17 protein-coding genes are annotated in these 21069 nt (G+C 39.3%); 15 read left to right on the plus strand and 2 right to left on the minus strand.

Annotated features, from left to right (window positions below; genetic code table 11):
* Window positions 1-10 precede the first annotated feature (10 nt).
* The 11 genes from IGJ41_RS00220 to IGJ41_RS00270 all read left to right on the plus strand — a co-directional run bounded on the left by IGJ41_RS00220 (window position 11) and on the right by IGJ41_RS00270 (window position 14188).
* A complete protein-coding gene (locus tag IGJ41_RS00220) occupies window positions 11-541 on the plus strand; it encodes an NYN domain-containing protein (RefSeq protein ID WP_002356058.1) in 531 nt (176 codons plus the stop codon).
* Between the two features lie 85 nt (window positions 542-626).
* Window positions 627-1193, plus strand: coding sequence for a sigma-70 family RNA polymerase sigma factor (locus IGJ41_RS00225; protein ID WP_002356059.1), 567 nt, complete (start codon window positions 627-629; stop codon window positions 1191-1193).
* A gap of 57 nt (window positions 1194-1250) precedes the next feature.
* Window positions 1251-1553, plus strand: coding sequence for a Veg family protein (locus IGJ41_RS00230; RefSeq protein ID WP_002383497.1), 303 nt, complete (start codon window positions 1251-1253; stop codon window positions 1551-1553).
* 180 nt (window positions 1554-1733) lie between these two features.
* The gene (ispE, locus tag IGJ41_RS00235; protein ID WP_002356061.1) at window positions 1734-2585 is read left to right on the plus strand and encodes a 4-(cytidine 5'-diphospho)-2-C-methyl-D-erythritol kinase; all 852 of its coding nucleotides are present in this window, start codon (window positions 1734-1736) and stop codon (window positions 2583-2585) included.
* Window positions 2586-2751: 166 nt separating this feature from the next.
* On the plus strand, window positions 2752-3705 hold the full coding sequence (locus IGJ41_RS00240; protein WP_002408158.1) for a metal ABC transporter substrate-binding protein: 954 nt from the start codon (window positions 2752-2754) through the stop codon (window positions 3703-3705).
* Window positions 3706-3730: 25 nt separating this feature from the next.
* On the plus strand, window positions 3731-4423 hold the full coding sequence (locus tag IGJ41_RS00245; protein ID WP_002356064.1) for a metal ABC transporter ATP-binding protein: 693 nt from the start codon (window positions 3731-3733) through the stop codon (window positions 4421-4423).
* A gap of 161 nt (window positions 4424-4584) precedes the next feature.
* The gene (locus tag IGJ41_RS00250) at window positions 4585-5424 is read left to right on the plus strand and encodes a metal ABC transporter permease (RefSeq protein ID WP_002383493.1); all 840 of its coding nucleotides are present in this window, start codon (window positions 4585-4587) and stop codon (window positions 5422-5424) included.
* Window positions 5425-5567: 143 nt separating this feature from the next.
* Window positions 5568-6389 (plus strand): pur operon repressor, encoded by an 822-nt coding sequence (gene purR / locus IGJ41_RS00255; RefSeq protein WP_002381336.1) that lies wholly within the window; start codon window positions 5568-5570, stop codon window positions 6387-6389.
* 201 nt (window positions 6390-6590) lie between these two features.
* Window positions 6591-7976 carry a bifunctional UDP-N-acetylglucosamine diphosphorylase/glucosamine-1-phosphate N-acetyltransferase GlmU gene (gene glmU, locus IGJ41_RS00260; protein ID WP_002356067.1) on the plus strand — a complete coding sequence of 462 codons (1386 nt, stop codon included), beginning with the start codon at window positions 6591-6593 and terminating at the stop codon, window positions 7974-7976.
* A 443-nt stretch (window positions 7977-8419) separates the two neighbouring features.
* Window positions 8420-12373 (plus strand): 5'-nucleotidase C-terminal domain-containing protein, encoded by a 3954-nt coding sequence (locus tag IGJ41_RS00265; protein ID WP_438713625.1) that lies wholly within the window; start codon window positions 8420-8422, stop codon window positions 12371-12373.
* 135 nt (window positions 12374-12508) lie between these two features.
* Window positions 12509-14188: a peptide ABC transporter substrate-binding protein gene (locus tag IGJ41_RS00270; RefSeq protein ID WP_002361487.1), complete on the plus strand. Its 1680-nt coding sequence runs from the start codon at window positions 12509-12511 to the stop codon at window positions 14186-14188.
* 45 nt (window positions 14189-14233) lie between these two features.
* Here IGJ41_RS00270 and IGJ41_RS00275 read toward each other — a convergent pair whose 3' ends face one another.
* Complete coding sequence (locus tag IGJ41_RS00275) at window positions 14234-14458, minus strand: DUF896 domain-containing protein (protein ID WP_002356070.1); 225 nt, start codon at window positions 14456-14458, stop codon at window positions 14234-14236.
* Between the two features lie 14 nt (window positions 14459-14472).
* On the minus strand, window positions 14473-15459 hold the full coding sequence (locus IGJ41_RS00280; protein WP_173963743.1) for an LLM class flavin-dependent oxidoreductase: 987 nt from the start codon (window positions 15457-15459) through the stop codon (window positions 14473-14475).
* A 218-nt stretch (window positions 15460-15677) separates the two neighbouring features.
* On the opposite strand from IGJ41_RS00280, the gene ruvA reads away from it, so the two are divergent.
* From ruvA to ygjK, 4 genes are all read left to right on the plus strand, one after another.
* Window positions 15678-16292: a Holliday junction branch migration protein RuvA gene (gene ruvA, locus IGJ41_RS00285; RefSeq protein WP_002361491.1), complete on the plus strand. Its 615-nt coding sequence runs from the start codon at window positions 15678-15680 to the stop codon at window positions 16290-16292.
* 12 nt (window positions 16293-16304) lie between these two features.
* A complete protein-coding gene (ruvB, locus tag IGJ41_RS00290) occupies window positions 16305-17321 on the plus strand; it encodes a Holliday junction branch migration DNA helicase RuvB (protein WP_002381340.1) in 1017 nt (338 codons plus the stop codon).
* Window positions 17322-17462: 141 nt separating this feature from the next.
* On the plus strand, window positions 17463-18161 hold the full coding sequence (locus IGJ41_RS00295) for an N-acetylmannosamine-6-phosphate 2-epimerase (protein ID WP_173963742.1): 699 nt from the start codon (window positions 17463-17465) through the stop codon (window positions 18159-18161).
* Between the two features lie 178 nt (window positions 18162-18339).
* Window positions 18340-20679, plus strand: a complete 2340-nt coding sequence (gene ygjK / locus IGJ41_RS00300) for an alpha-glucosidase (protein WP_252671910.1) — start codon at window positions 18340-18342, stop codon at window positions 20677-20679.
* Window positions 20680-21069: the final 390 nt, after the last annotated feature.

Raw genomic sequence — 21069 nt, forward strand, 5'->3', positions numbered from 1 at the left:
AGGCGATTGTATGAAAAAACAATTGTTAATCGTTGATGGCTATAATATGATTGGTGCTTGGCCAGAATTGGTCCAGTTGAAAAAGCAAGAGCGTTTAGAGGATGCGCGTGAACTGCTTCTTAGTCGTCTGTCCAATTATGCCAAATATGAAGGGTTGGAAATCATTGTGGTCTTTGATGCCCAATTAGTCCCAGGTATTCAGCAAACGTACAAAAAGTACCTTTTGACCGTGGTTTTCACCAAAGAAGATGAAACAGCAGATAGTTATATTGAACGTCTAGCTGGTGAAAAAAATGATCGTTTAACGCAAGTAACAGTCGCAACGAGTGATTTGGCTGAACAATGGGTGGTCTTTTCACAAGGTGCATTGCGGACTTCGGCCAATGAACTTTACAAAGCTGTCCAGAAAACAGAAAAGACGATTGCCATTCATGCAACGGATATCCATTTCCAGCAATTTCGTCGAAATTCTCCATGGAACGTGGAGCAGTTATCAAAACTTTCTGAGAAGCTAGAAGAATTGTCTCAAAAAAAAGATTAAACAAATGTTCGCTTAAGTCATAAATTTCTAACATGCTATGCTCTCCTAAATCATTCGATACGTTTATCGAAAAGGAGGGCTTTTTATGTTAGAACAGATTCAACAAGCATTAGCAGGAGACCAAGAACAATTTCAAGCCTTATATGGGCAATATCAGCCAGTGATTTATAAGTGCATGAAAAAATACTATTTAAAAGATTATGATACTGAAGACTGGCTTCAAGAAGGACGAATTGTCTTCTTTCGGACGTTAGAACGATTTGATTCAGAAAAACAAGCATCATTAGGAAAGTTTTTTAAACGAAATTTTGAAAATCACGTACATAGCTTAATTCGCCATCAATGCGCCTATAAGCGGCGAACAGATACCTTGTCTATTTCTCTGGAACAACGATTAGAAAGCGCTGGTGAAGAGTTAGTGGACTATTTAGGGACAGCGGCTACCGACCCATTAGGTCAATTAATGATTCAAGAAAAATTGGCAGCTTTTCCGACACGTCTTTCCTCGTTGGAACAACAAATTTTAAACGCATACTTAAAAGGCTACACGTTAGAAGAAATCGCTAAAGTACGTGGGGGAACTTTTTCAGCTGTCCGAAGTGCCTATGATCGTGCCAAAGCAAAAATGAAATATACATTAGAAAATGAATAAAAATCCGACAAAACAGCCGGTTTGTCGAGCAAAAGTAGTTGCAAACAGACTTCTAGTATGATAAACTTGAAATTTTTTAAAAAAAGTGATATAATGTTTCTCGAGGTGAATGCAATGCCAACAACGTTATCGTCAATTAAGAAAGATTTGGAAGGCCGTATCGGCAGTGAAATTATGTTAGTTGCTCAGACTGGAAGAAAGCGCCAAACAGAACGTAAAGGAATCTTAACGGAGACTTATCCATCTGTTTTTGTTGTTGACTTGGATCCAGACGAGAACTCATTTGAACGTGTATCTTACAGCTATTCAGATGTTTTAACACGCACCGTTGAAATCGAATTCATCGGTCAAGCCGTATAATTTAGAAAGTCCGCTTAGGAGTGAAGGAAGAGCCCTTCGTTCCTAAGCTCTTTTTAATTTCAGCCATCTGTCGTCAGAGAAAGAGCAATCTTCGGTGTACTTCTTCATGGACATATGATAGAATCTAAAAGATTAAAATGTTGGTAGACAAAAGATTAAGGAAGGTGAATCAGGGAACCGATGGAAATAATCGAACGAGCTCCTGCGAAAATTAATCTTGGGTTAGATGTTCTGCATAAACGTGTGGATGGCTATCATGAAGTTGAATCTATTTTTGCAAGTGTAGATTTAGCCGATCATTTAACTTTTGAAAATCTAGAAGAAGACATCATTCGTATTGAAACGGACAGCTCTTTTTTACCCGTGGATCGACGGAATCATGTCTATCAAGCAGTTGACTTATTAAAGCGTACCTATAATATTCATAAAGGAATTAAAATATATATTGAAAAACGTATCCCCGTGGCAGCTGGTTTAGCAGGTGGTAGCAGTGACTGTGCCGCAGCATTACGAGGCTTGAACAAGCTGTGGAATCTGGGGTTGACGATGGACGAACTCTGTGAAATTGGCAGCCAAATTGGTATGGATGTTCCTTATTGTTTAAGGGGCGGAACAGCCTTTGCAAACGGACGTGGGGAGAAAATTGAAGCATTACCGACCATGCCTCAATGTTGGATTGTGTTAGTTAAACCAAGAATTAGTGTATCCACTAGTACCGTTTTTAATGATTTAGCGGTAGATGAATTGCACCATCCAGATATTGCTGGACTAAGAATAGCTATTGAAAATGGTGATTATACTGGGATGACCCAAACGGTCGGCAATGCGTTGGAAAGTGTCACGATTGCCAGACATCCGATCGTGCAACAAATCAAGGATCGCATGCTGAAGTACGGCGCTGATGCAGCGTTGATGAGCGGCAGTGGACCGACAGTCTTTGCTTTATGTGAAAAGAAAACACGAGCACAACGGATTTATAATGGACTTAAAGGCTTTTGTGAAGAAGTTTATTTGGTTCGGACATTGAAATAAATAAAAACAACAGAGCGTGGAGCAAAAACCCAAAGTGATTTTTGTCCCACGCTCTGTTGTTTTTTTAAATTTATTCCTTGACGTCCCGTGATCCATTTGGTACATTATTCCTGGCAAATCGTAAATATTACGGTTTATAATAGGTAAATCGAAAAGAGGACAGAACATGACGAAAATCTACCGCCGTTTGATAATCGGCGTTACTTTAGCAATCAGTGCTTTTCTTTTAGCTAGCTGTGGGCAAACCACACAATCGCCAAAAGAGAAGAAAGAGCTCACGGTAATGACTACTTTTTATCCGATGTACGATTTCGCAAAACAAGTCGTTGGTGATGAGGGAGAGGTTGAGCTGTTGATTCCAGCTGGAACGGAACCACACGATTATGAACCAAGCGCAAAAGACTTAGCGAAAATTACTGATGCGGATGTCTTTGTTTATAATAGTAAAGAGCTAGAAACTTGGGTTCCGAATGTTATTGAAAACTTGGACACGAAAAAAGTTTCAATCGTGGAAGCCAGTCAATCCATTCAATTGATGCAAGGAACAGAAGAGGAAGAATCTGGCGAAGAAGGTCATGAAGGCCATAACCATTCCCACGAACTGGATCCGCATGTCTGGTTAGATCCCGTGTTAGCGCAAAAAGAAGTGACAGCGATTCGGGATGCGCTTATCAAAAAATATCCTGAGAAAAAAGCCGTATTTGAAAAAAATACCGCTGCTTATTTGGAAAAATTGACTGCGTTAGATAAGGAATACCAAGCTGCATTTGCAGGCGCTAAAAATCGGACCTTTGTGACGCAACATGCTGCATTTGGCTATTTGGCAAAACAATATGGTTTGATCCAAGAACCGATTGCTGGGATTTCTCCAGACCAAGAACCTTCGCCAAGTCGTTTAGCCGAATTAAAAAAATATATTAAAACAAACAATGTTTCTGTGATCTATTTTGAAGCATCGGCTTCTACAAAAGTAGCCAAAACATTGGCAGATGAGACAGGCGTCGAATTAGCTGTATTGAATCCTTTAGAGAGTTTAACTCAAAAAGAACAAGAAGCAGGCGAGAACTACGTGTCTGTCATGAAAGAAAACCTCGCTGCTTTACAAAAAAGCATTCATTAATCTGGCAACAGAAAGGAGCCAACTTATGCATTATATTGAAGTCGAAAATTTAACCTTCTATTATGATGATGAACCTGTTTTAGAAGATGTTTCTTATTATGTTGATCCAGGGGAATTCGTTATTTTAACAGGAGAAAATGGCGCTGCCAAGTCAACGCTGATCAAAAGTACCTTAGGGTTATTAAAACCAACAAGTGGCAAAATTACGGTCGCTAAAAAAAATAGTGCTGGTGAAAAAATCAGCATTGGCTACATTCCACAACAAGTCGCTTCTTTCAATGCGGGCTTTCCTAGCACCGTCATTGAATTAGTACGTTCAGGTCGCTTTCCCAGAAATCGTTGGTTCAAACCGTTGACGAAAAAAGATCATCTTCATGTGGAAAAAGCTTTGAAATCAGTGGACATGTGGGAAATGCGCCACAAACGAATTGGCGAGCTTTCTGGAGGGCAAAAGCAACGAATTAGTTTAGCACGAGTGTTTGCGACCGATCCAGATTTGTTTATTTTAGATGAGCCAACAACAGGTATGGATGAACAATCGCGAAACGAATTTTATCAATTGTTGCAACACAGTGCGCATGAACATGGAAAAGCTATTTTGATGATTACGCATGATCATGAAGATATCAAAACCTATGTAGATCGTCAAATTCGTCTTGTCCGCAAAGAAGATTCGAAATGGCGTTGCTTCCATATGAGTGAAGAATCGTATACGTAAATTTTCCAATAAAACGTTATCTGGCTCGATCATAACGAAAGCCAAGGAACGGCTTAAAGAAATGTTGGAAAAATTTAAAAAATAAGCAGGAATTAAAAAATTAATTCGCTTAAACGTCGCTACAATGGTAGTGTTCATTTTAGCGGTAAGGAGTGAATCGTATGGCAGAAATGCTTTCTTATGCATTTATGCAAAAGGCCTTTTTAGCAGCACTGTTTATCTCAGTGATTGCCCCAATGCTCGGCGTCTTTCTAGTTATTCGCCGACAATCTTTAATGGCAGATACCCTTTCACATGTGTCATTAGCCGGTGTGGCACTAGGCTTCTTTTTTAATTGGAATCCTAATTTAATGACCTTAATTGTCGTGATTGTGGCTGCAATCATTCTAGAATATTTACGAATGATTTATAGCACCTATTCAGAAATTTCGATTGCTATTTTAATGTCAGGCGGTTTGGCTTTGGCGTTAGTTTTGATGAATTTAACAGGAGGCAATTCAGCTGCTAGTATTCAATCGTATTTATTTGGTTCCATCGTCACGATTACGTGGGATCAAGTGGTTATGTTGGCAATTTTATTCGTAGTTTTAGTTCTATTGTTTATGTTATTTAAACGCCCGATGTATGTTTTAACATTTGATGAAGATACTGCTCATGTTGACGGGCTACCTATTCATTGGATGTCGATGCTTTTTAATGTAATTACTGGTGTGGCGATTGCTGTGATGATTCCGATCGCGGGAGCCTTGTTAATTTCAGCAATTATGGTCTTACCAGCTGCGATAGGTATGCGAATTGGTAAAGGCTTTAACACGGTGATTATTATCAGTGTGTTTATGGGCTTGATTGGCATGCTAACAGGGTTGACTAGCTCGTATTATTTGGAAACACCACCGAGTGCAAGTATTACCCTAATTTTTATTGGTTTATTCTTATTAGTCAATATTTATCGCCGAGTGGTTGTTATGGTCCAACGAAAACAAAAAATGCAAAGAAACTAAGGAGAAAAACGAAAGTTTTTCTCCTTTATTTATTTTTTTTAAAAGAAATGGCGAACTATTTTCAGTTATTTGAAAAAAATCCTCGAATTTTTCGGTTAAACCCCTTATAATAAGGAACGATAGAATGAAAAGGAGTGACGAATTTGAAAATTCGGAGAAGTGAACGATTAATCGATATGACCCAATATCTTTTAGATCATCCCCATACATTGGTTTCTTTGACATATTTTGCTGACCGATACCAATCTGCCAAGTCTTCCATTAGTGAAGATTTAGCAATTGTTAAAAAAACATTTAAAGAACGTGGAACAGGTATTTTAGAAACGATTCCAGGCGCTGCAGGCGGTGTCCGCTTTATCCCTGAAATTCCTTATGAGGAAGCGGAGCAGTTGATTATGGATTTATGTGATCGTTTGTCAGAACAAGATCGCTTATTACCTGGGGGCTATGTTTATCTTTCAGATTTACTTGGGGAACCGAATTTATTAAGACAAGTGGGCCGGATTATTGCTTCTAAATATTTAGGCAAACAAATTGATGCGGTAATGACCGTTGCGACCAAAGGAGTACCAATTGCGCAAGCAGTGTCTTATTACTTAAATGTTCCGTTTGTGATTGTTCGTCGCGATTCTAAGATTACTGAAGGTTCAACGGTGAGCGTGAACTATGTATCAGGGTCTTCAGAACGTATCGAAAAAATGGAACTTTCAAAACGCAGCTTAAAACGCGGCTCAAAAGTTTTAGTCGTGGATGACTTCATGAAAGGCGGCGGCACCGTCAATGGTATGAAGAGTATGATTGAAGAATTTGAAGCAGAACTTGTGGGCATTACCGTTTTTGCTGAGTCAAAATTCAATGGCCGTCGTGCAATCGATGACTACACTTCGCTATTATATGTGGAAGATGTGGATACACAAACAAAAACGATTAGCGTAGTCCCAGGAAACTATTTCACAGAGAAATAATTTGAAAAAGAACCTGAAAATGGTCCATTCTATTTTCAGGTTCTTTTTTTCTGTTTTATTCCTTTAAAAAAAGATGAGAAAATAAATTGGTCTACCTTTTAAATGCCTTATTTTGTTGAAAAAGACAAAAGAGTAAGATAAACTAGAAAAGGTATAATGAGGACGATTTAGAAGAAAATCAAACAATTTAGTTAATTTGAGGTGGCAAACGTGGAAAATAGATACGCAATTATTTTAGCAGCTGGTAAAGGAACACGCATGAAATCTAAACTTTATAAAGTATTGCATCCAGTTGCTGGTAAACCAATGGTCGAACATATTTTAGATCAAGTAGAACAAACAGAACCAACAGAAATCGTGACAATCGTTGGACATGGGGCGGAAATGATTAAAAGCCATTTAGGCGAACGTAGTCAATATGCCTTACAAGCTGAACAATTGGGAACTGGGCATGCAGTCATGCAAGCACAAGAGTTATTAGGTGGTAAACAAGGAACAACATTAGTTATTACAGGGGATACGCCGTTATTAACTGCAGAAACCTTGAAAAACTTATTCGATTACCATCAAGGTAAGAATGCAAGTGCGACTATTTTAACAGCGCATGCGGAAGACCCAACAGGCTATGGGCGAATTATTCGTGACCATGTGGGCATTGTTGAACGAATCGTGGAACAAAAAGATGCCAGTGAAGAAGAAGCACGTGTTCAAGAAATTAATACAGGAACCTTCTGTTTTGATAATGAATCATTGTTTGAAGCGTTAGCGAAAACAGATACAAACAACACACAAGGGGAATACTATTTAACAGATATCATTGAAATTTTGAAAAAAGAAGGCAAAGCTGTCGCTGCTTATCAAATGGCAGACTTTGACGAAGCAATGGGTGTAAATGATCGTGTCGCTTTATCCACTGCTAATAAAATTATGCATCGTCGTTTAAATGAAATGCATATGCGAAATGGTGTTACATTTATTGATCCAGATACAACGTATATTGATGAAGGCGTGGTAATTGGTTCAGACACAGTCATTGAAGCGGGAGTCACTATCAAAGGAAAAACAGTGATTGGCGAAGATTGCTTGATTGGCGCACATTCAGAAATCGTTGATAGTCACATCGGCAATCAAGTGGTTGTTAAACAGTCTGTGATTGAAGAAAGTGTGGTTCGCGAGGGGGCCGATGTGGGTCCGTATGCACATTTACGTCCTAAAGCAGATGTGGGGGCAAACGTACACATTGGTAACTTCGTGGAAGTAAAAAATGCAACAATCGATGAAGGCACAAAAGTGGGCCATTTAACATACGTTGGTGATGCTACATTAGGCAAAGATATTAATGTCGGTTGCGGCGTTGTTTTTGTTAATTATGATGGCAAAAATAAACACCAAACAGTCGTGGGTGATCACGCGTTTATTGGCTCTGCAACGAACATTGTTGCGCCAGTCACGATTGGTGATCATGCGGTGACTGCTGCTGGTTCAACCATCACAGAAGATGTCCCTTCAGAAGATTTGGCGATTGCCCGGGCACGTCAAGTGAATAAAGAAGGCTATGCTAAAAAGTTACCTTATATGAAGGATTAACCTCAAATAAAAAAGAACGCTCTTTTGCTTAAGCAAAAGAGCGTTCTTTTTCCTCCTTCTTAAAGACTAGACCAATTGCTGCTAATATTTGTTTAGAGGTATTCAAGGACTAGACCAATGCTGTTTATTCGGTATTTTTAGTTATTTTTTTCAAAAAAATAGTTTTTGTTCCGCTTTTCCAATATAAAAAGACTTTCTTTTTTATAAAGTTCGTGTTTTGGTCAAAATTACTATTTTTTTCACAAACAAATCCGCTATATTGTCCAAAAATAAAAACAATTTACAGGAAAAACATCTTATTTTAACGGAATTTACTGTTTTTTATTTAACGGATATATTATGATAGGAAAAGAAGAGCAGCGTGATGGGGGAAGGCTCTTTTTGTTGTTTGTTACTTTGACAATTGTTTGTTGCAAATGGGTTGAAACACAAGGAGGAAATTTGTGAAAAAGTTGAGCTTTAAAAAAGTGAAGTGGGGCATGCATTTTTTAATGGCTGTTGCGTTGATAGCGCCAAGCGTTACTAGTACGGCATATGCAGTAGAAACAACGAGTCAACAAAGTTCAGAAGCAGTAACAAGTACCACCGATTCAAGTAGAAAACAAGAACCAGTCATTACACAGGAAACAACAGACATCAAACAAGAAGCACCAAATCAGGCTACGAGTGACAGTGTCAAGCAGTCACAAGAAACCACAGCACCAACAGAGACGACGAATTTAGAAACGTCAATCGCTGAAAAAGAAGAAACGAGCACGCCGCAAAAAATAACAATTTTAGGTACGTCAGATGTTCATGGTCAATTATGGAATTGGTCTTATGAAGATGATAAAGAATTACCAGTTGGTTTGTCCCAAGTAAGTACAGTCGTCAACCAAGTCCGGGCACAAAACCCAGCAGGCACCGTTTTAATTGATAATGGCGACAATATTCAAGGCACTATTTTAACAGATGACTTGTATAATAAAGCGCCTTTAGTGAATGAAAAGACCCATCCAATGATCACCGCCATGAATGTGATGAAGTATGATGCAATGGTTTTGGGAAATCATGAGTTTAATTTTGGTTTACCGTTAATCAAAAAAATTCAACAAGAAGCCACTTTTCCAATCTTGTCTGCGAATACCTACAATAAGGAAGATGGTCTTCGTTTTGTTGAAGGGACTACCACGAAGGAACTTGATTTTAATCAAGATGGGCAGCCAGATTTAAAAGTTGGGATTATCGGCTTAACAATTCCGCACATTCCTTTGTGGGATGGCCCTCGTGTTACTTCGCTTAATTTTTTACCTTTGAAAGAAGAAGCAGAAAAAGCAGTTACTGAGTTGAAAGCTAACGATCAGGCTGACATTATTGTTGCCTCGATTCATGCGGGACAACAAAATAGTGATCCGGCTGCCAGCGCCGACCAAGTAATTGAAAATATCGCGGGGATTGATGCGTATATTCTGGGTCATGACCACCTTTCTTTTACCAAGCAAGGAGCAGCGCCGAATGGAAAAACTGTACCGGTAGGGGGATCGAAAGATACGGGGACAGAGGTTGTCAAAATTGATCTTTCAGTTGCTAAAAATGCCGATAAGTGGGAAGTGCAAGAAGGTACAGCAACGATTGTACCAACAACGAATGTTCCAGCAGATGAAGCAGTTAAGGCAGCGACAAAAGAATACCATGAGCAAACGCGAGCGTTTATTCAGGAGGAGATCGGCACAGCAACAGCTGATTTTTTACCAAAACAAGAAATTAAAGGAATTCCCGAAGCACAATTACAACCAACAGCGATGATTTCTTTAATTAATAACGTTCAAAAAGAAGTGACAGGTGCACAATTAAGTGCGGCAGCGCTGTTTAAATACGACAGTAAATTACCTGCGGGGAAGATTTCCTATGCCACGATTTTTGATATCTACAAATACCCGAATACCTTAGTGAGTGTTCCCATTAACGGTGAAAACTTACTGAAGTATTTAGAAAAACAAGGGGCGTACTATAACCAAACACAGCCAGATGATTTGACCATTAGTTTTAATCCAAACATTCGTGTATATAACTATGACATGATTTCTGGAGTGGACTACAAGATTGACATTTCAAAACCAGTGGGTGAACGAATTGTAGATGCGAAAATTGACGGCCAACCGTTGGATCCTGCCAAAGAATATACGCTTGCTATGAATAATTATCGTTACGGCGGTTTAGCTAGCCAAGGGATTCAAGTAGGGGAACCTATTAAAAATTCTGATCCAGAAACCTTACGAGGAATGATTGTTGATTATATTAAGAAAAAAGGAACGCTTAATCCAGAACAAGAAATCGAACGAAATTGGTCAATTATTGGGACAAATTTTGATGAAAAATGGCGTGCCAAAGCAATCGAATTAGTGAATGACGGCACTCTTCAAATTCCGACTTCTCCTGATGGACGTACACCAAACGCCGCCGCTATTACGAAACAAGATGTCCGTAATGCGGGCTTTGATTTAGATAATGCATATACCATTATGCACACAAATGACGTTCATGGACGACTAGAAGCAGGGAAAGGCGAATTAGGTATGGCGCGTCTAAAAACTTTTAAAGACCAAGAAAACCCAACCTTGATGGTGGATGCAGGGGATGTTTTCCAAGGATTACCAATCTCCAATTTCTCCAAAGGCGCGGATATGGCCAAAGCAATGAATGAAGTTGGTTATGATGCCATGGCGGTGGGAAATCACGAGTTTGATTTTGGTTTAGAGATTGCACTAGGTTATAAAGACCAACTGAATTTTCCGATTTTATCTAGTAATACGTATTACAAAGATGGCAGTGGAAGGGTTTTTGATCCGTATACAATCGTAGAAAAAGCCGGGAAAAAGTTTGCCATTGTAGGTGTGACGACCCCAGAAACAGCAACGAAAACACACCCGAAAAACGTGGAGAAGGTGACATTTAAAGACCCGATTCCAGAAGTAGAAGCGGTGATTAAGGAAATTAAAGAGAAGTACGCGGATATTCAAGCTTTCGTGGTTACTGGGCATTTAGGCGTAGATGAAACGACGCCGCATATCTGGCGTGGTGATACGCTAGCAGAAACCCTTAGTCAAACATATCCTGAGTTAGATATTAATGTGATTGATGGACATTCGCATACAGCCGTCGAAAGTGGCAAACGTTATGGCAAAGTGATCTATGCTCAAACAGGTAATTATTTAAATAATGTTGGAATTGTCACAGCACCAGAGAATGAACCAACTAAGAAAACAGCAAAATTGATTCCAGCAGAAGAGTTGCTAGGATTGCCAGAAAACCCGGCAGTTAAAGCCATCGTTGATGAAGCACGAACGAATTTTAACGCTGAAAATGAAAAAGTAATTGTCGATTATATTCCATTCACATTGGATGGACAACGGGAAAATGTGCGCACACGAGAGACCAACTTAGGGAATTTGATTGGTGATGCGATTATGTCATATGGCCAAGACGCGTTTAGTCAACCTGCTGATTTTGCAGTAACTAATGGTGGCGGCATTCGCGCTGATATTAAGCAAGGACCGATTAAAGTTGGGGATGTCATTGCTGTGTTACCTTTTGGCAATAGCATTGCGCAAATTCAAGTAACCGGTGCTCAAGTTAAAGAAATGTTTGAAATGTCTGTTCGTTCGATTCCACAAAAAGATGAGAATGGCACAATTTTACTAGATGATGCTGGCCAACCAAAACTTGGCGCAAATGGTGGTTTCCTACATGTTTCAAGCTCCATTCGTATCCACTATGATTCCACAAAACCAGGTACTCGCTTGGCTAGTGACGAAGGCAATGAAACAGGACAAACGATTGTCGGTAGTCGCGTATTAGTAATAGAAATTAAAAATCGGCAAACGCAAAAGTTTGAACCATTGGATGAGAAGAAACAATACCGGATGGCTACCAATGATTTCTTAGCTGCTGGTGGTGATGGTTACGATATGCTAGGTGGTGAACGAGAAGAAGGGATTTCACTAGATGCTGTCTTAATTGAATACTTGAAAAGTGCAACCAGCTTGCGGTTGTATCGTGCAGCAACGACGATTGATTTAGCACAATATAAAGAACCATTCCCAGGCGAACGAATTGTTTCTATTTCGGAAGAAGCTTACAAAGAGTTAATCGGTGGAGGAGAGACGCCAACACCAGATCCGAAACCAGATCCAACACCAGATCCAACACCAACACCAGAAACACCAGTAGCAACCAATAAACAAAACCAAGCGGGAGCAAGACAGAGCAATCCATCCGTAACACAGAAGAAAAAGTATGGCGGCTTTTTACCTAAAACAGGTACAGAAACAGAAGCGCTTGCGTTATATGGTTTACTGTTCGTTGGACTTTCTTCTTCTGGCTGGTATATTTATAAACGACGTAACAAAGCTAGTTAGTCATTTTTTAAGAACCGTCCTTCGGGATTGGTTCTTTTTTTATTTTAATGCTTGCCATTTGTTTTTAATTTTAGTATTATAAGAATATTCTAAAAATTAAAAATTGAAGAGTTTTTTCTGTGAAGGGAGAAAGGCATGAAAAGTAAACGTATAAAAGGACTTATCGGGTTAAGTTTAACAACGCTGTTAGTTTTAGCTGCTTGTGGTGGTGATGGGGGAGCTGGCGCCGAAAAAGCAAAGGGCGGATCAGAGAAAACTGCCGCTAAACAAGAATTTAAAGTAGTAGTTCAACAAGAAATGCCTTCTGCAGATTTATCTTTAGGAACAGATACAATTAGTTTTACGGCACTGAATAATGCGTATGAAGGAATTTATCGTTTAGATGATAAAAGCAAGCCGCAACCAGCAGGGGCTAAAGAAAAAGTGCAAGTCAGTGATGATGGTCTGACGTACACAGTGAAACTAAGAGAAGAAGCAAAATGGTCCAATGGTGATCCTGTCACAGCTGCCGATTATGTTTTTAGTTGGCAACGTACAGCAGATCCTCAGACTGGCGCTGAGTATGCTTATTTTCTAGAAATGATTGAAAACGGTGCAGACATTGTAGCTGGTAAGAAACCAGTTTCTGAATTAGGCATTAAAGCAAACGGAGATTACGAGCTAGAAATTAAACTGGCAAAACCAACACCATATTTTGATTATTTACTGGCCTTTCCACTATTTTTCCCGCAACATCAAGCAACCGTAGAGAAATATGGCAAAGATTACGCTGCTTCCAGTGAAAAAGCAGTCTATAATGGTCCGTTTGTCTTAGCTAACTTTGAAGGGGCTGGCTCAGATACCAATTGGACTTTGGAAAAAAATGAAAACTATTGGGATAAAGACAATGTCAAATTAGATAAAATCAATTTTGATGTTGTCAAGGAGGCGCCAACTGCCTTGAACTTATTCCAAGATGGCCAGGCAGACGATGTTATTTTAAGCGGCGAATTGGCCCAGCAAATGGCGAAGGATCCAGAATTGGTTATCGAAAAAGAAGCACGAACCAGCTATTTGGAATTTAATCAGCGAGATAAAAATTCACCGTATAATAATGTGAATTTACGCAAAGCAATTTCAGCAGCGATTGATCGCAACGCATTAGTAGATAAAATTTTAGGTGACGGCTCAGTAGTCGCTACCGGCTTAATTCCAGAAGGGATGTCTTATTCGCCGACAGATGACAAAGATTTTGCTGATGAAAATAAAAAAATTGTTGAATATAGCCCAGAAAAAGCAAAAGAATATTGGGCAAAAGCGAAGAAAGAATTGGGCATAACAACACTCAAAATGGATATTGTTGCCGATGATGTCGATTCTACGAAAAAGTTAGCGGAATATATTCAAGGTACGTTAAAGGATACTTTAGAGGGCATTGATGTAACAGTGAGCCCAGTGCCGTTTTCAGTTCGAATTGATCGAGGTAGTCGCGGCGATTTTGAGACAATCTTAGGTGGTTGGGCTGCGGATTACGCAGATCCCAGTAGTTTCTTAGACCTTTTTGTTACTGGTAATAACTATAATCGCGGGCGTTTTTCAAGTAAAGCCTACGATGAGTTGATCGAGGCTTCAGCCACAAGAGATGCTTCAGATCCTGAAAAACGTTGGGAAGATATGGTTAAGGCTGAGAAGTTATTGATTGGTGAAGAGACCGCTTTAGCACCACTTTATCAAAAGGCGACTGCCCATCTACGCAGTAAAGAAGTGAAAGGCGTCGTTGCCCATGGTGCTGGCGCACAATATGATTATAAGTGGACATATGTAACAGAAGAGTAGTTAAAAGAGACACAGAATAGTCAAATCGACTGTTCTGTGTCTCTTTTAATCAAAATATTTCTGCTGTTCTTCTTTTAATTTTTCTGGGGTTACATCTTCACCAGTAGGATCATAAATAGTGACGCCCATTAATGTTTTATTGAATTGTTCACGAATGGTCCGCAAATATTCTTGTCGCAAATCGACACGAAGAGCTTGTTCTTCAGATGTTAAACCTTGTTCACGCTCTTTTTGTGCAAGCGTATTAATTCTTTTTAAAACCTCTAACATTTCTCATTTCCTTTCTATAATAATTCTTTTGCTAGGCGTTCAAATGATTGAAAGCGCGTTTGTTTGTCATAACCTGGGGTGATTAGCATCGCTTCTGTCAACCCTAGTTCTTCTTGTTGGTGGAAAAACTCCGCAACTTCTTGGCTACTGCCAATGACAAAGCGTTGTTTATTTTGTTCTAAAACCAGTTTGTCCATTTCACTGTAAGGGAAAGCTAGGGCTTCTTCTGGCGATAAAAATTTATTTGGAAGCCCATGTTCGGTGGCAAAGATATAATGCTCGAAACTAGCCGCATGGTATTCTGCTTCTTCTTTCGTGTCGGCGGCAAAAGTGAAATACGCAGCGCTCACTTGCGGCTCTTGTTGTTCAATTACTGGTCGGAAATGCTTGTAATATGCTGACAATACTTCTTTGGGCAAATGTCCATGAATAAACTGAGCAAAGGAAAAATTAATGCCATATTCACCAGCTGAACGTGCGCTTTCTTTGCTAGCACCTAGTAACCAAGGTTGTGGTAATAGAACTTCCCGCGGAACAGCTGAAATTTTAGAATATAAATGATCTTCAGGAAATTCCTCTCTTAAAAAGAGTAAAATTTCAGGTAATTTATCAAATTGGTCTAGCTGTGGTGGCTGACCATTATTTAACGCCAACGTAGTTAAAGGGCTGCCACCAGGCGAGCGGCCCATGCCTAAATCGATTCGATCAGGATATAAAGCTGCTAACGTTTTAAACGTTTCTGCGACTTTAAATGGCGCATAATGCATGGTCATGATGCCACCCGCGCCAACACGAATTTTTTCGGTGGCACTAGCAATATGTGCAACTAAAATTTCTGGCGTTGCACTGGCAAAGGCGTCTGAACCGTGATGTTCGGCATACCAAATTCTTGTGTAACCAAGTTTTTCCGCTAATTGAGCGAGCTCTTTGGCTTCTTGTAATGTGTCGCTTGCTGATTGATTTTTAGGAACCGTTAATTGATCTAAGATACTTAATTTCATGTATGTAGTCTCCTTTTTGGTTATTTTTTTGAAGCTACCGCTATTATTACGCAAGCATGTCAAAAAAAACAGTACGCACTTTTTAATTCCCTAGTGAGCGAAAAGTAACAAATAGATGTAGCCAAGGTCGATGATAAAAAATTCTCCGCTATGGCTTTTTGATGCTTTGTGTTAAAATGGAACATATGTACGCAATCAGCAATTGGAAAGGTGACAACATGTACGAATATATTATTGGAAAAGTAACGTTTGTTAGCCCATACTATATTGTCGTTGAAACAAATGGCATTGGCTATCAGATTTCAGTCGATAACCCGTATCGCTATTCAGGAAAAATGGATACGGATATTAAACTATATCTTCACCAAGTCGTGCGGGAAGATGCACAACTTTTATTTGGTTTTGGCAGTTTAGAAGAAAAACAATTGTTCTTAAAATTAATCAGTGTCTCTGGAATTGGCCCTAAAAGTGGCTTAGCTATCATGGCTTCTGTGGCTGATCATGGTGGTTTAATCAATGCAATTGAAGGGGAAGATGTTACATATTTAACGAAGTTCCCAGGTGTTGGCAAGAAAACAGCCCAACAAATGATTTTAGATTTAAAAGGAAAATTAGGCGAATTAGAGTCTTCCGAAGCAGCGGTGGCGGCCATGACCGCAACCGAAGTGGTGACAACAAGCAATCAAGCATTGGCAGAAGCGTTAGAAGCATTAAGTGCCCTAGGCTACAGTGACCGAGAGATTAAGCGTATCACTAAGCAATTGGAAGCGTTAGGTGAGACAACGACAGATGTTTATTTGAGCAATGCGTTAAAATTCATGATGAAACGCTAAGGAGGAATAACGATGACAGAAGAAGAACGGTTGCTTTCAGCTGCAAGTCAAGAAGCAGAAGCTTCAATTGAAAAATCGTTACGTCCACAATTTTTAGCACAATATATTGGTCAAGACAAAGTAAAACAAGAACTAACGATTTATATTGAAGCGGCGAAAAATCGGAATGAAGCGTTGGATCATACCCTTCTTTATGGTCCGCCAGGTTTAGGGAAAACGACAATGGCGATGGTCATCGCCAATGAAATGAATGTGAACATTCGTACCACAAGTGGACCAGCCATCGAACGGGCGGGAGATTTAGTCGCTATTTTGAACGAATTAGAGCCTGGTGATGTGTTATTTATCGATGAAATTCATCGTTTGCCGCGAGTTGTGGAAGAAATGCTGTATTCCGCAATGGAAGATTTTTACATTGATATCATGGTTGGTCAAGGAACCACGGCACATCCCGTTCATTTTCCATTACCGCCTTTTACTTTAGTGGGCGCGACCACACGGGCAGGGATGCTTTCAGCGCCATTACGAGATCGTTTTGGGATTATTTCTCACATGGAGTATTATCAAGAGCAGGATTTAAAAGAAATCGTTCTTCGTTCCGCGGATATTTTTCAAACGGAGATTTTTGAGGAAGGTGCCTTTGAAATTGCGCGCCGCTCAAGAGGAACCCCCCGAATTGCTAACCGTTTGTTAAAACGTGTCCGTGATTTTGCCCAAGTTCAATCAGATGGCAAAATCGACCGAGCGATTGCAGACAAAGCGTTAACCTTACTGCAAGTGGACCATCAAGGCTTGGATTATGTCGATCAAAAATTGTTGAAAACAATGATTGATTTATACGGCGGCGGTCCGGTTGGTTTAAGTACCTTGTCTGTAAATATCGGTGAAGAAACCGAAACGGTGGAAGATATGTATGAACCCTATCTTATTCAAAAAGGTTTCATTAAACGAACACCGCGAGGACGAATTGCAACGCCATTTGCGTATGCACATTTTGGGTATGATTATTTAGAGGGTCGTAAAAATTAAAAATAAGTCAAAAGAAAGCAAGCCTTAACCGTTTGCTTTCTTTTGTTTCACGTGAAACGTTTGTTCTTATTTAGAAGAGTGGCATATTTCAGCTGTTGTAGGTATACTGTGTTTGTAATCGCTTTTAAATTGGAGGGATCAATGTTGAATAAAGAAATCAAAGGGGCATTAATTGTTTCTTGCCAAGCGTTGGCAGACGAACCGTTGCATAGTTCTTTTATCATGTCCAAGATGGCTTTAGCCGCTAAACAAGGAGGGGCTAAAGGTATTCGAGCAAATTCTGTGGTAGACATTCGAGCAATCCGGAAAGAGGTTGATTTACCAATCATTGGGATTATTAAACGAGATTATCCTGGCGCAGAAGTATATATTACCGCAACTATGCGTGAGGTAGATGAATTAATGGCTGTTCAGCCAGAAATTATCGCTCTCGATGCAGCCCATTCGAAACGACCAAATGGCGAAACGTTAGCCACATTTTTCAAAAGAATAAAAGAAAAGTATCCTAACCAAGAATGGATGGCAGATTGTTCCACGCTGGAAGAGATGATTGAAGCGGCGGAGTTAGGTTTTGATTATATTGGCACAACGTTAGTCGGCTATACGCCGCAAAGTGAAAATCAGCGGATTGAACAAAATGATTTTGAACTGTTAAGAGAAGCAAAGAAGCATTTTACTACACCAATCATTGCAGAAGGAATGATTGATACGCCAGCAAAAGTCCAACGTGTTCTGGAGCTAGGTGCTTATAGCGTGGTGGTGGGATCTGTTATTACACGACCGCAAAAAATTACTGAAAAATTTGTAGAAGCTACGAAAATAAAACAGAATCAAGCATAAACTAAATACACTATCGATACACTCGTTGTTTTTTGATAAATACACTTCGATACGGTCGCTTTTTTTCTAGAGAAAGCTGAATCTTTCAATAATGAAAAGGGATACACTCCGTTTGGCATAGTCCTTGCTGATAATAAATCAGTGTATAAAGCGCTATCATTTTTATAGGAGGGGTTTTATGAAGGGTTTATCAAAAAAGAAACGGGTGTCTACTTGGTTAGCGTTAGGAATCACCGTAGTCAGCTGTTTTGCGTTAAGCGGGGAAGTGCAAGCAAGTGTTGAAAGAACAAAAGTTGATGAATTTGCAAATGTTTTAGATGTGAGTGCATCACCAACCGAACGGACGAATGGCGTATACGATACCAATTATTTTAATAATTTTTCTGATTTAGGTGCATGGCATGGCTACTATTTACCTGAAAAAAGCAATAAAGAGCTACTGGGTGGTTTTGCGGGGCCATTGATTATTGCGGAAGAATATCCGGTAAACTTGGCGGCAAGTTTAAACAAATTAACGGTCAAAAATAAAAAAACGGGAGAAACCTATGATTTAAGCCAAAGCAACCGCATGGACCTGTCTTATTATCCTGGGCGCCTAGAGCAAACCTATGAATTAGACGATCTAACGATTCATTTAGCTTTAATTTTTGTCAGCAATCGAACGGCGCTTATCCAAACGACACTTGAAAACACTGGTGAAGAGCCCTTGTCACTTGAAGCAAGCTGGACAGGTGCGGTCTTTGATAAAATTCAAGAGGGAACGGAAACCTTAGATATTGGCACTCGTTTAACTGCTAAAGACAATGATATTCAAGTGAATTTTGGTGAAGTCAGAGAAACGTGGAATTATTTTGCTACGAAAGACACAAAATATACGATTCATCACGCGGATAAAGTTTCAACAAAAATTGATAATCGGAATTATACAGCGACCGCTGAACCTATTGAATTGAAGCCTAAACAAACGTACAACACCTATACGACAGAAAGCTATACTTTTACAAAAGAAGAAGAGGCAAAGGAACAACAACAAGCACCCGAATATACCAAAAATGCGGCACGCTATTTCAAAGAGAACAAGCAAAGATGGCAAGGATATCTAGATAAAACGTTTGATCAAAAGAAAACAGCAGAATTTCCTGAATATCAAAATGCGCTAGTCAAATCGATTGAAACGATTAATACCAATTGGCGAAGTGCGGCAGGTGCCTTTAAGCATGACGGGATTGTTCCGTCCATGTCTTATAAATGGTTTATTGGTATGTGGGCTTGGGATTCGTGGAAAGCGGATGTAGCAACGGCTGATTTTAATCCTGAGTTAGCTAAAAATAATATGCGGGCCTTGTTTGATTATCAAATTCAAAAAGATGATACCGTACGTCCACAAGATGCAGGAGCGATCATTGATGCTGTCTTTTACAATCAAGACAGTGCGCGTGGTGGTGAAGGTGGCAACTGGAATGAACGAAATTCTAAACCACCATTGGCTGCATGGGCAGTTTGGCATATTTATCAAGAAACCAAAGATAAGGAATTTTTAAAAGAAATGTACCCCAAACTTGTAGCTTATCACAATTGGTGGTATACCAACCGAGACCACAATAAAAATGGGATAGCAGAATATGGAAGCATGGTCAGTGATGCCCACTGGCAAAAAGACGACAAGGATCAAATCATTAAAGATAAAAATGGCCAACCTAAAGTGGACGATGATGCTGTTATTGAAGCAGCCGCGTGGGAAAGTGGTATGGATAACGCTACACGGTTTGACAAAGAAGGTGTGGGCAAAGGCGATGACGGAGTTAAAGTTTTTGAAAATAAAAATAAAGGAAAAGTAGTGGGGTATTCGATTAATCAAGAATCAGTGGATTTGAATGCGTATCTCTACGCTGAAAAGGGCTATTTAGCTTCGATAGCAGAAGAACTAGGCAAAAAAGAGGACTATAAGAACTATCAAAAAGAAGCGAAGAAACTAAAAAAATATATTCAAGAAAATATGTTTGATGAAAAAACGGGCTTCTTCTATGACTTACAAATAAATGAAGACGGCTCGAAAACAAAATTGTTAGTCAATCGTGGCAAAGGAACAGAAGGCTGGTTGCCGCTTTGGGCAAAAGTAGCGACCAAAGAACAGGCGGCGGCAGTTAAGAAAAACATGATGAATCAAGAAATGTTTAATACCTTTATGCCATTCCCAACGGCATCCAAAGACAATGAAAAATTTGCTGCAACGAAATATTGGCGGGGACCAGTTTGGCTTGACCAAGCCTTGTTTGGTGTAGAAGCTCTTCAAAACTATGACTATACAAAAGAAGCAAAAGAAATGACACAAAAATTCTTCTTACATGCCGAAGGATTGATGGGAGAAGGCCCTATTCATGAAAATTATGATCCACTGACAGGGAAGGGCTTAAGTACGAAAAACTTTAGTTGGTCAGCAGCAGCGTACTATTTATTGTATAAAAACACCTTATTAAGTAATAACCCCACAACGCAAACCGCTTTTGAGATAAAATAGAAAAACAGCTCTTGAGAAAATATCACTCAAGAGCTGTTTTTTTCTTCACTTGCTACAATCTCTTCCCCTCTGATTTAATTAAATGTAATTTATTTGTTTAAATAAATATATTTCATTTAATTAAAGTGAATATCTAAAAATAAAAAGATATGTACTTTTATTAAAAGTGTTATTTAATAAAAATGAAATAGATATTCAATGGGATTGATTGTACAATGGTTAATGAAGAGTGGGTTTAACGGAACCGAGTAATAAGAAATAAACTAATATTGAAACCAAACATTGCGACACCTCCTGCTCTAAGTTATATTGAATTTCATTATAAGACAGATATCTTAGTTTCTTCAAGAACGAATTAGAAAAGTTTTTTTTAAATTTGTTGACGTCTAA

Source organism: Enterococcus sp. DIV1537a (assembly GCF_051712085.1).
Classification (GTDB): domain Bacteria; phylum Bacillota; class Bacilli; order Lactobacillales; family Enterococcaceae; genus Enterococcus; species Enterococcus faecalis.

Excerpts from the sequence above, each read along its gene's own strand:
- IGJ41_RS00230 (WP_002383497.1), top strand. The coding sequence starts at position 1,251 with ATGATAAACTTGAAATTTTTTAAAAAAAGTGATATAATGTTTCTCGAG.
- IGJ41_RS00295 (WP_173963742.1), top strand. The coding sequence starts at position 17,463 with ATGTTGAATAAAGAAATCAAAGGGGCATTAATTGTTTCTTGCCAAGCG.
- IGJ41_RS00250 (WP_002383493.1), top strand. The coding sequence starts at position 4,585 with ATGGCAGAAATGCTTTCTTATGCATTTATGCAAAAGGCCTTTTTAGCA.
- IGJ41_RS00270 (WP_002361487.1), top strand. The coding sequence starts at position 12,509 with ATGAAAAGTAAACGTATAAAAGGACTTATCGGGTTAAGTTTAACAACG.
- ruvA (WP_002361491.1), top strand. The coding sequence starts at position 15,678 with ATGTACGAATATATTATTGGAAAAGTAACGTTTGTTAGCCCATACTAT.
- IGJ41_RS00225 (WP_002356059.1), top strand. The coding sequence starts at position 627 with ATGTTAGAACAGATTCAACAAGCATTAGCAGGAGACCAAGAACAATTT.
- IGJ41_RS00280 (WP_173963743.1), bottom strand. The coding sequence starts at position 15,459 with ATGAAATTAAGTATCTTAGATCAATTAACGGTTCCTAAAAATCAATCA.
- IGJ41_RS00275 (WP_002356070.1), bottom strand. The coding sequence starts at position 14,458 with ATGTTAGAGGTTTTAAAAAGAATTAATACGCTTGCACAAAAAGAGCGT.
- ygjK (WP_252671910.1), top strand. The coding sequence starts at position 18,340 with ATGAAGGGTTTATCAAAAAAGAAACGGGTGTCTACTTGGTTAGCGTTA.
- ispE (WP_002356061.1), top strand. The coding sequence starts at position 1,734 with ATGGAAATAATCGAACGAGCTCCTGCGAAAATTAATCTTGGGTTAGAT.
- IGJ41_RS00245 (WP_002356064.1), top strand. The coding sequence starts at position 3,731 with ATGCATTATATTGAAGTCGAAAATTTAACCTTCTATTATGATGATGAA.
- IGJ41_RS00220 (WP_002356058.1), top strand. The coding sequence starts at position 11 with ATGAAAAAACAATTGTTAATCGTTGATGGCTATAATATGATTGGTGCT.
- IGJ41_RS00240 (WP_002408158.1), top strand. The coding sequence starts at position 2,752 with ATGACGAAAATCTACCGCCGTTTGATAATCGGCGTTACTTTAGCAATC.
- ruvB (WP_002381340.1), top strand. The coding sequence starts at position 16,305 with ATGACAGAAGAAGAACGGTTGCTTTCAGCTGCAAGTCAAGAAGCAGAA.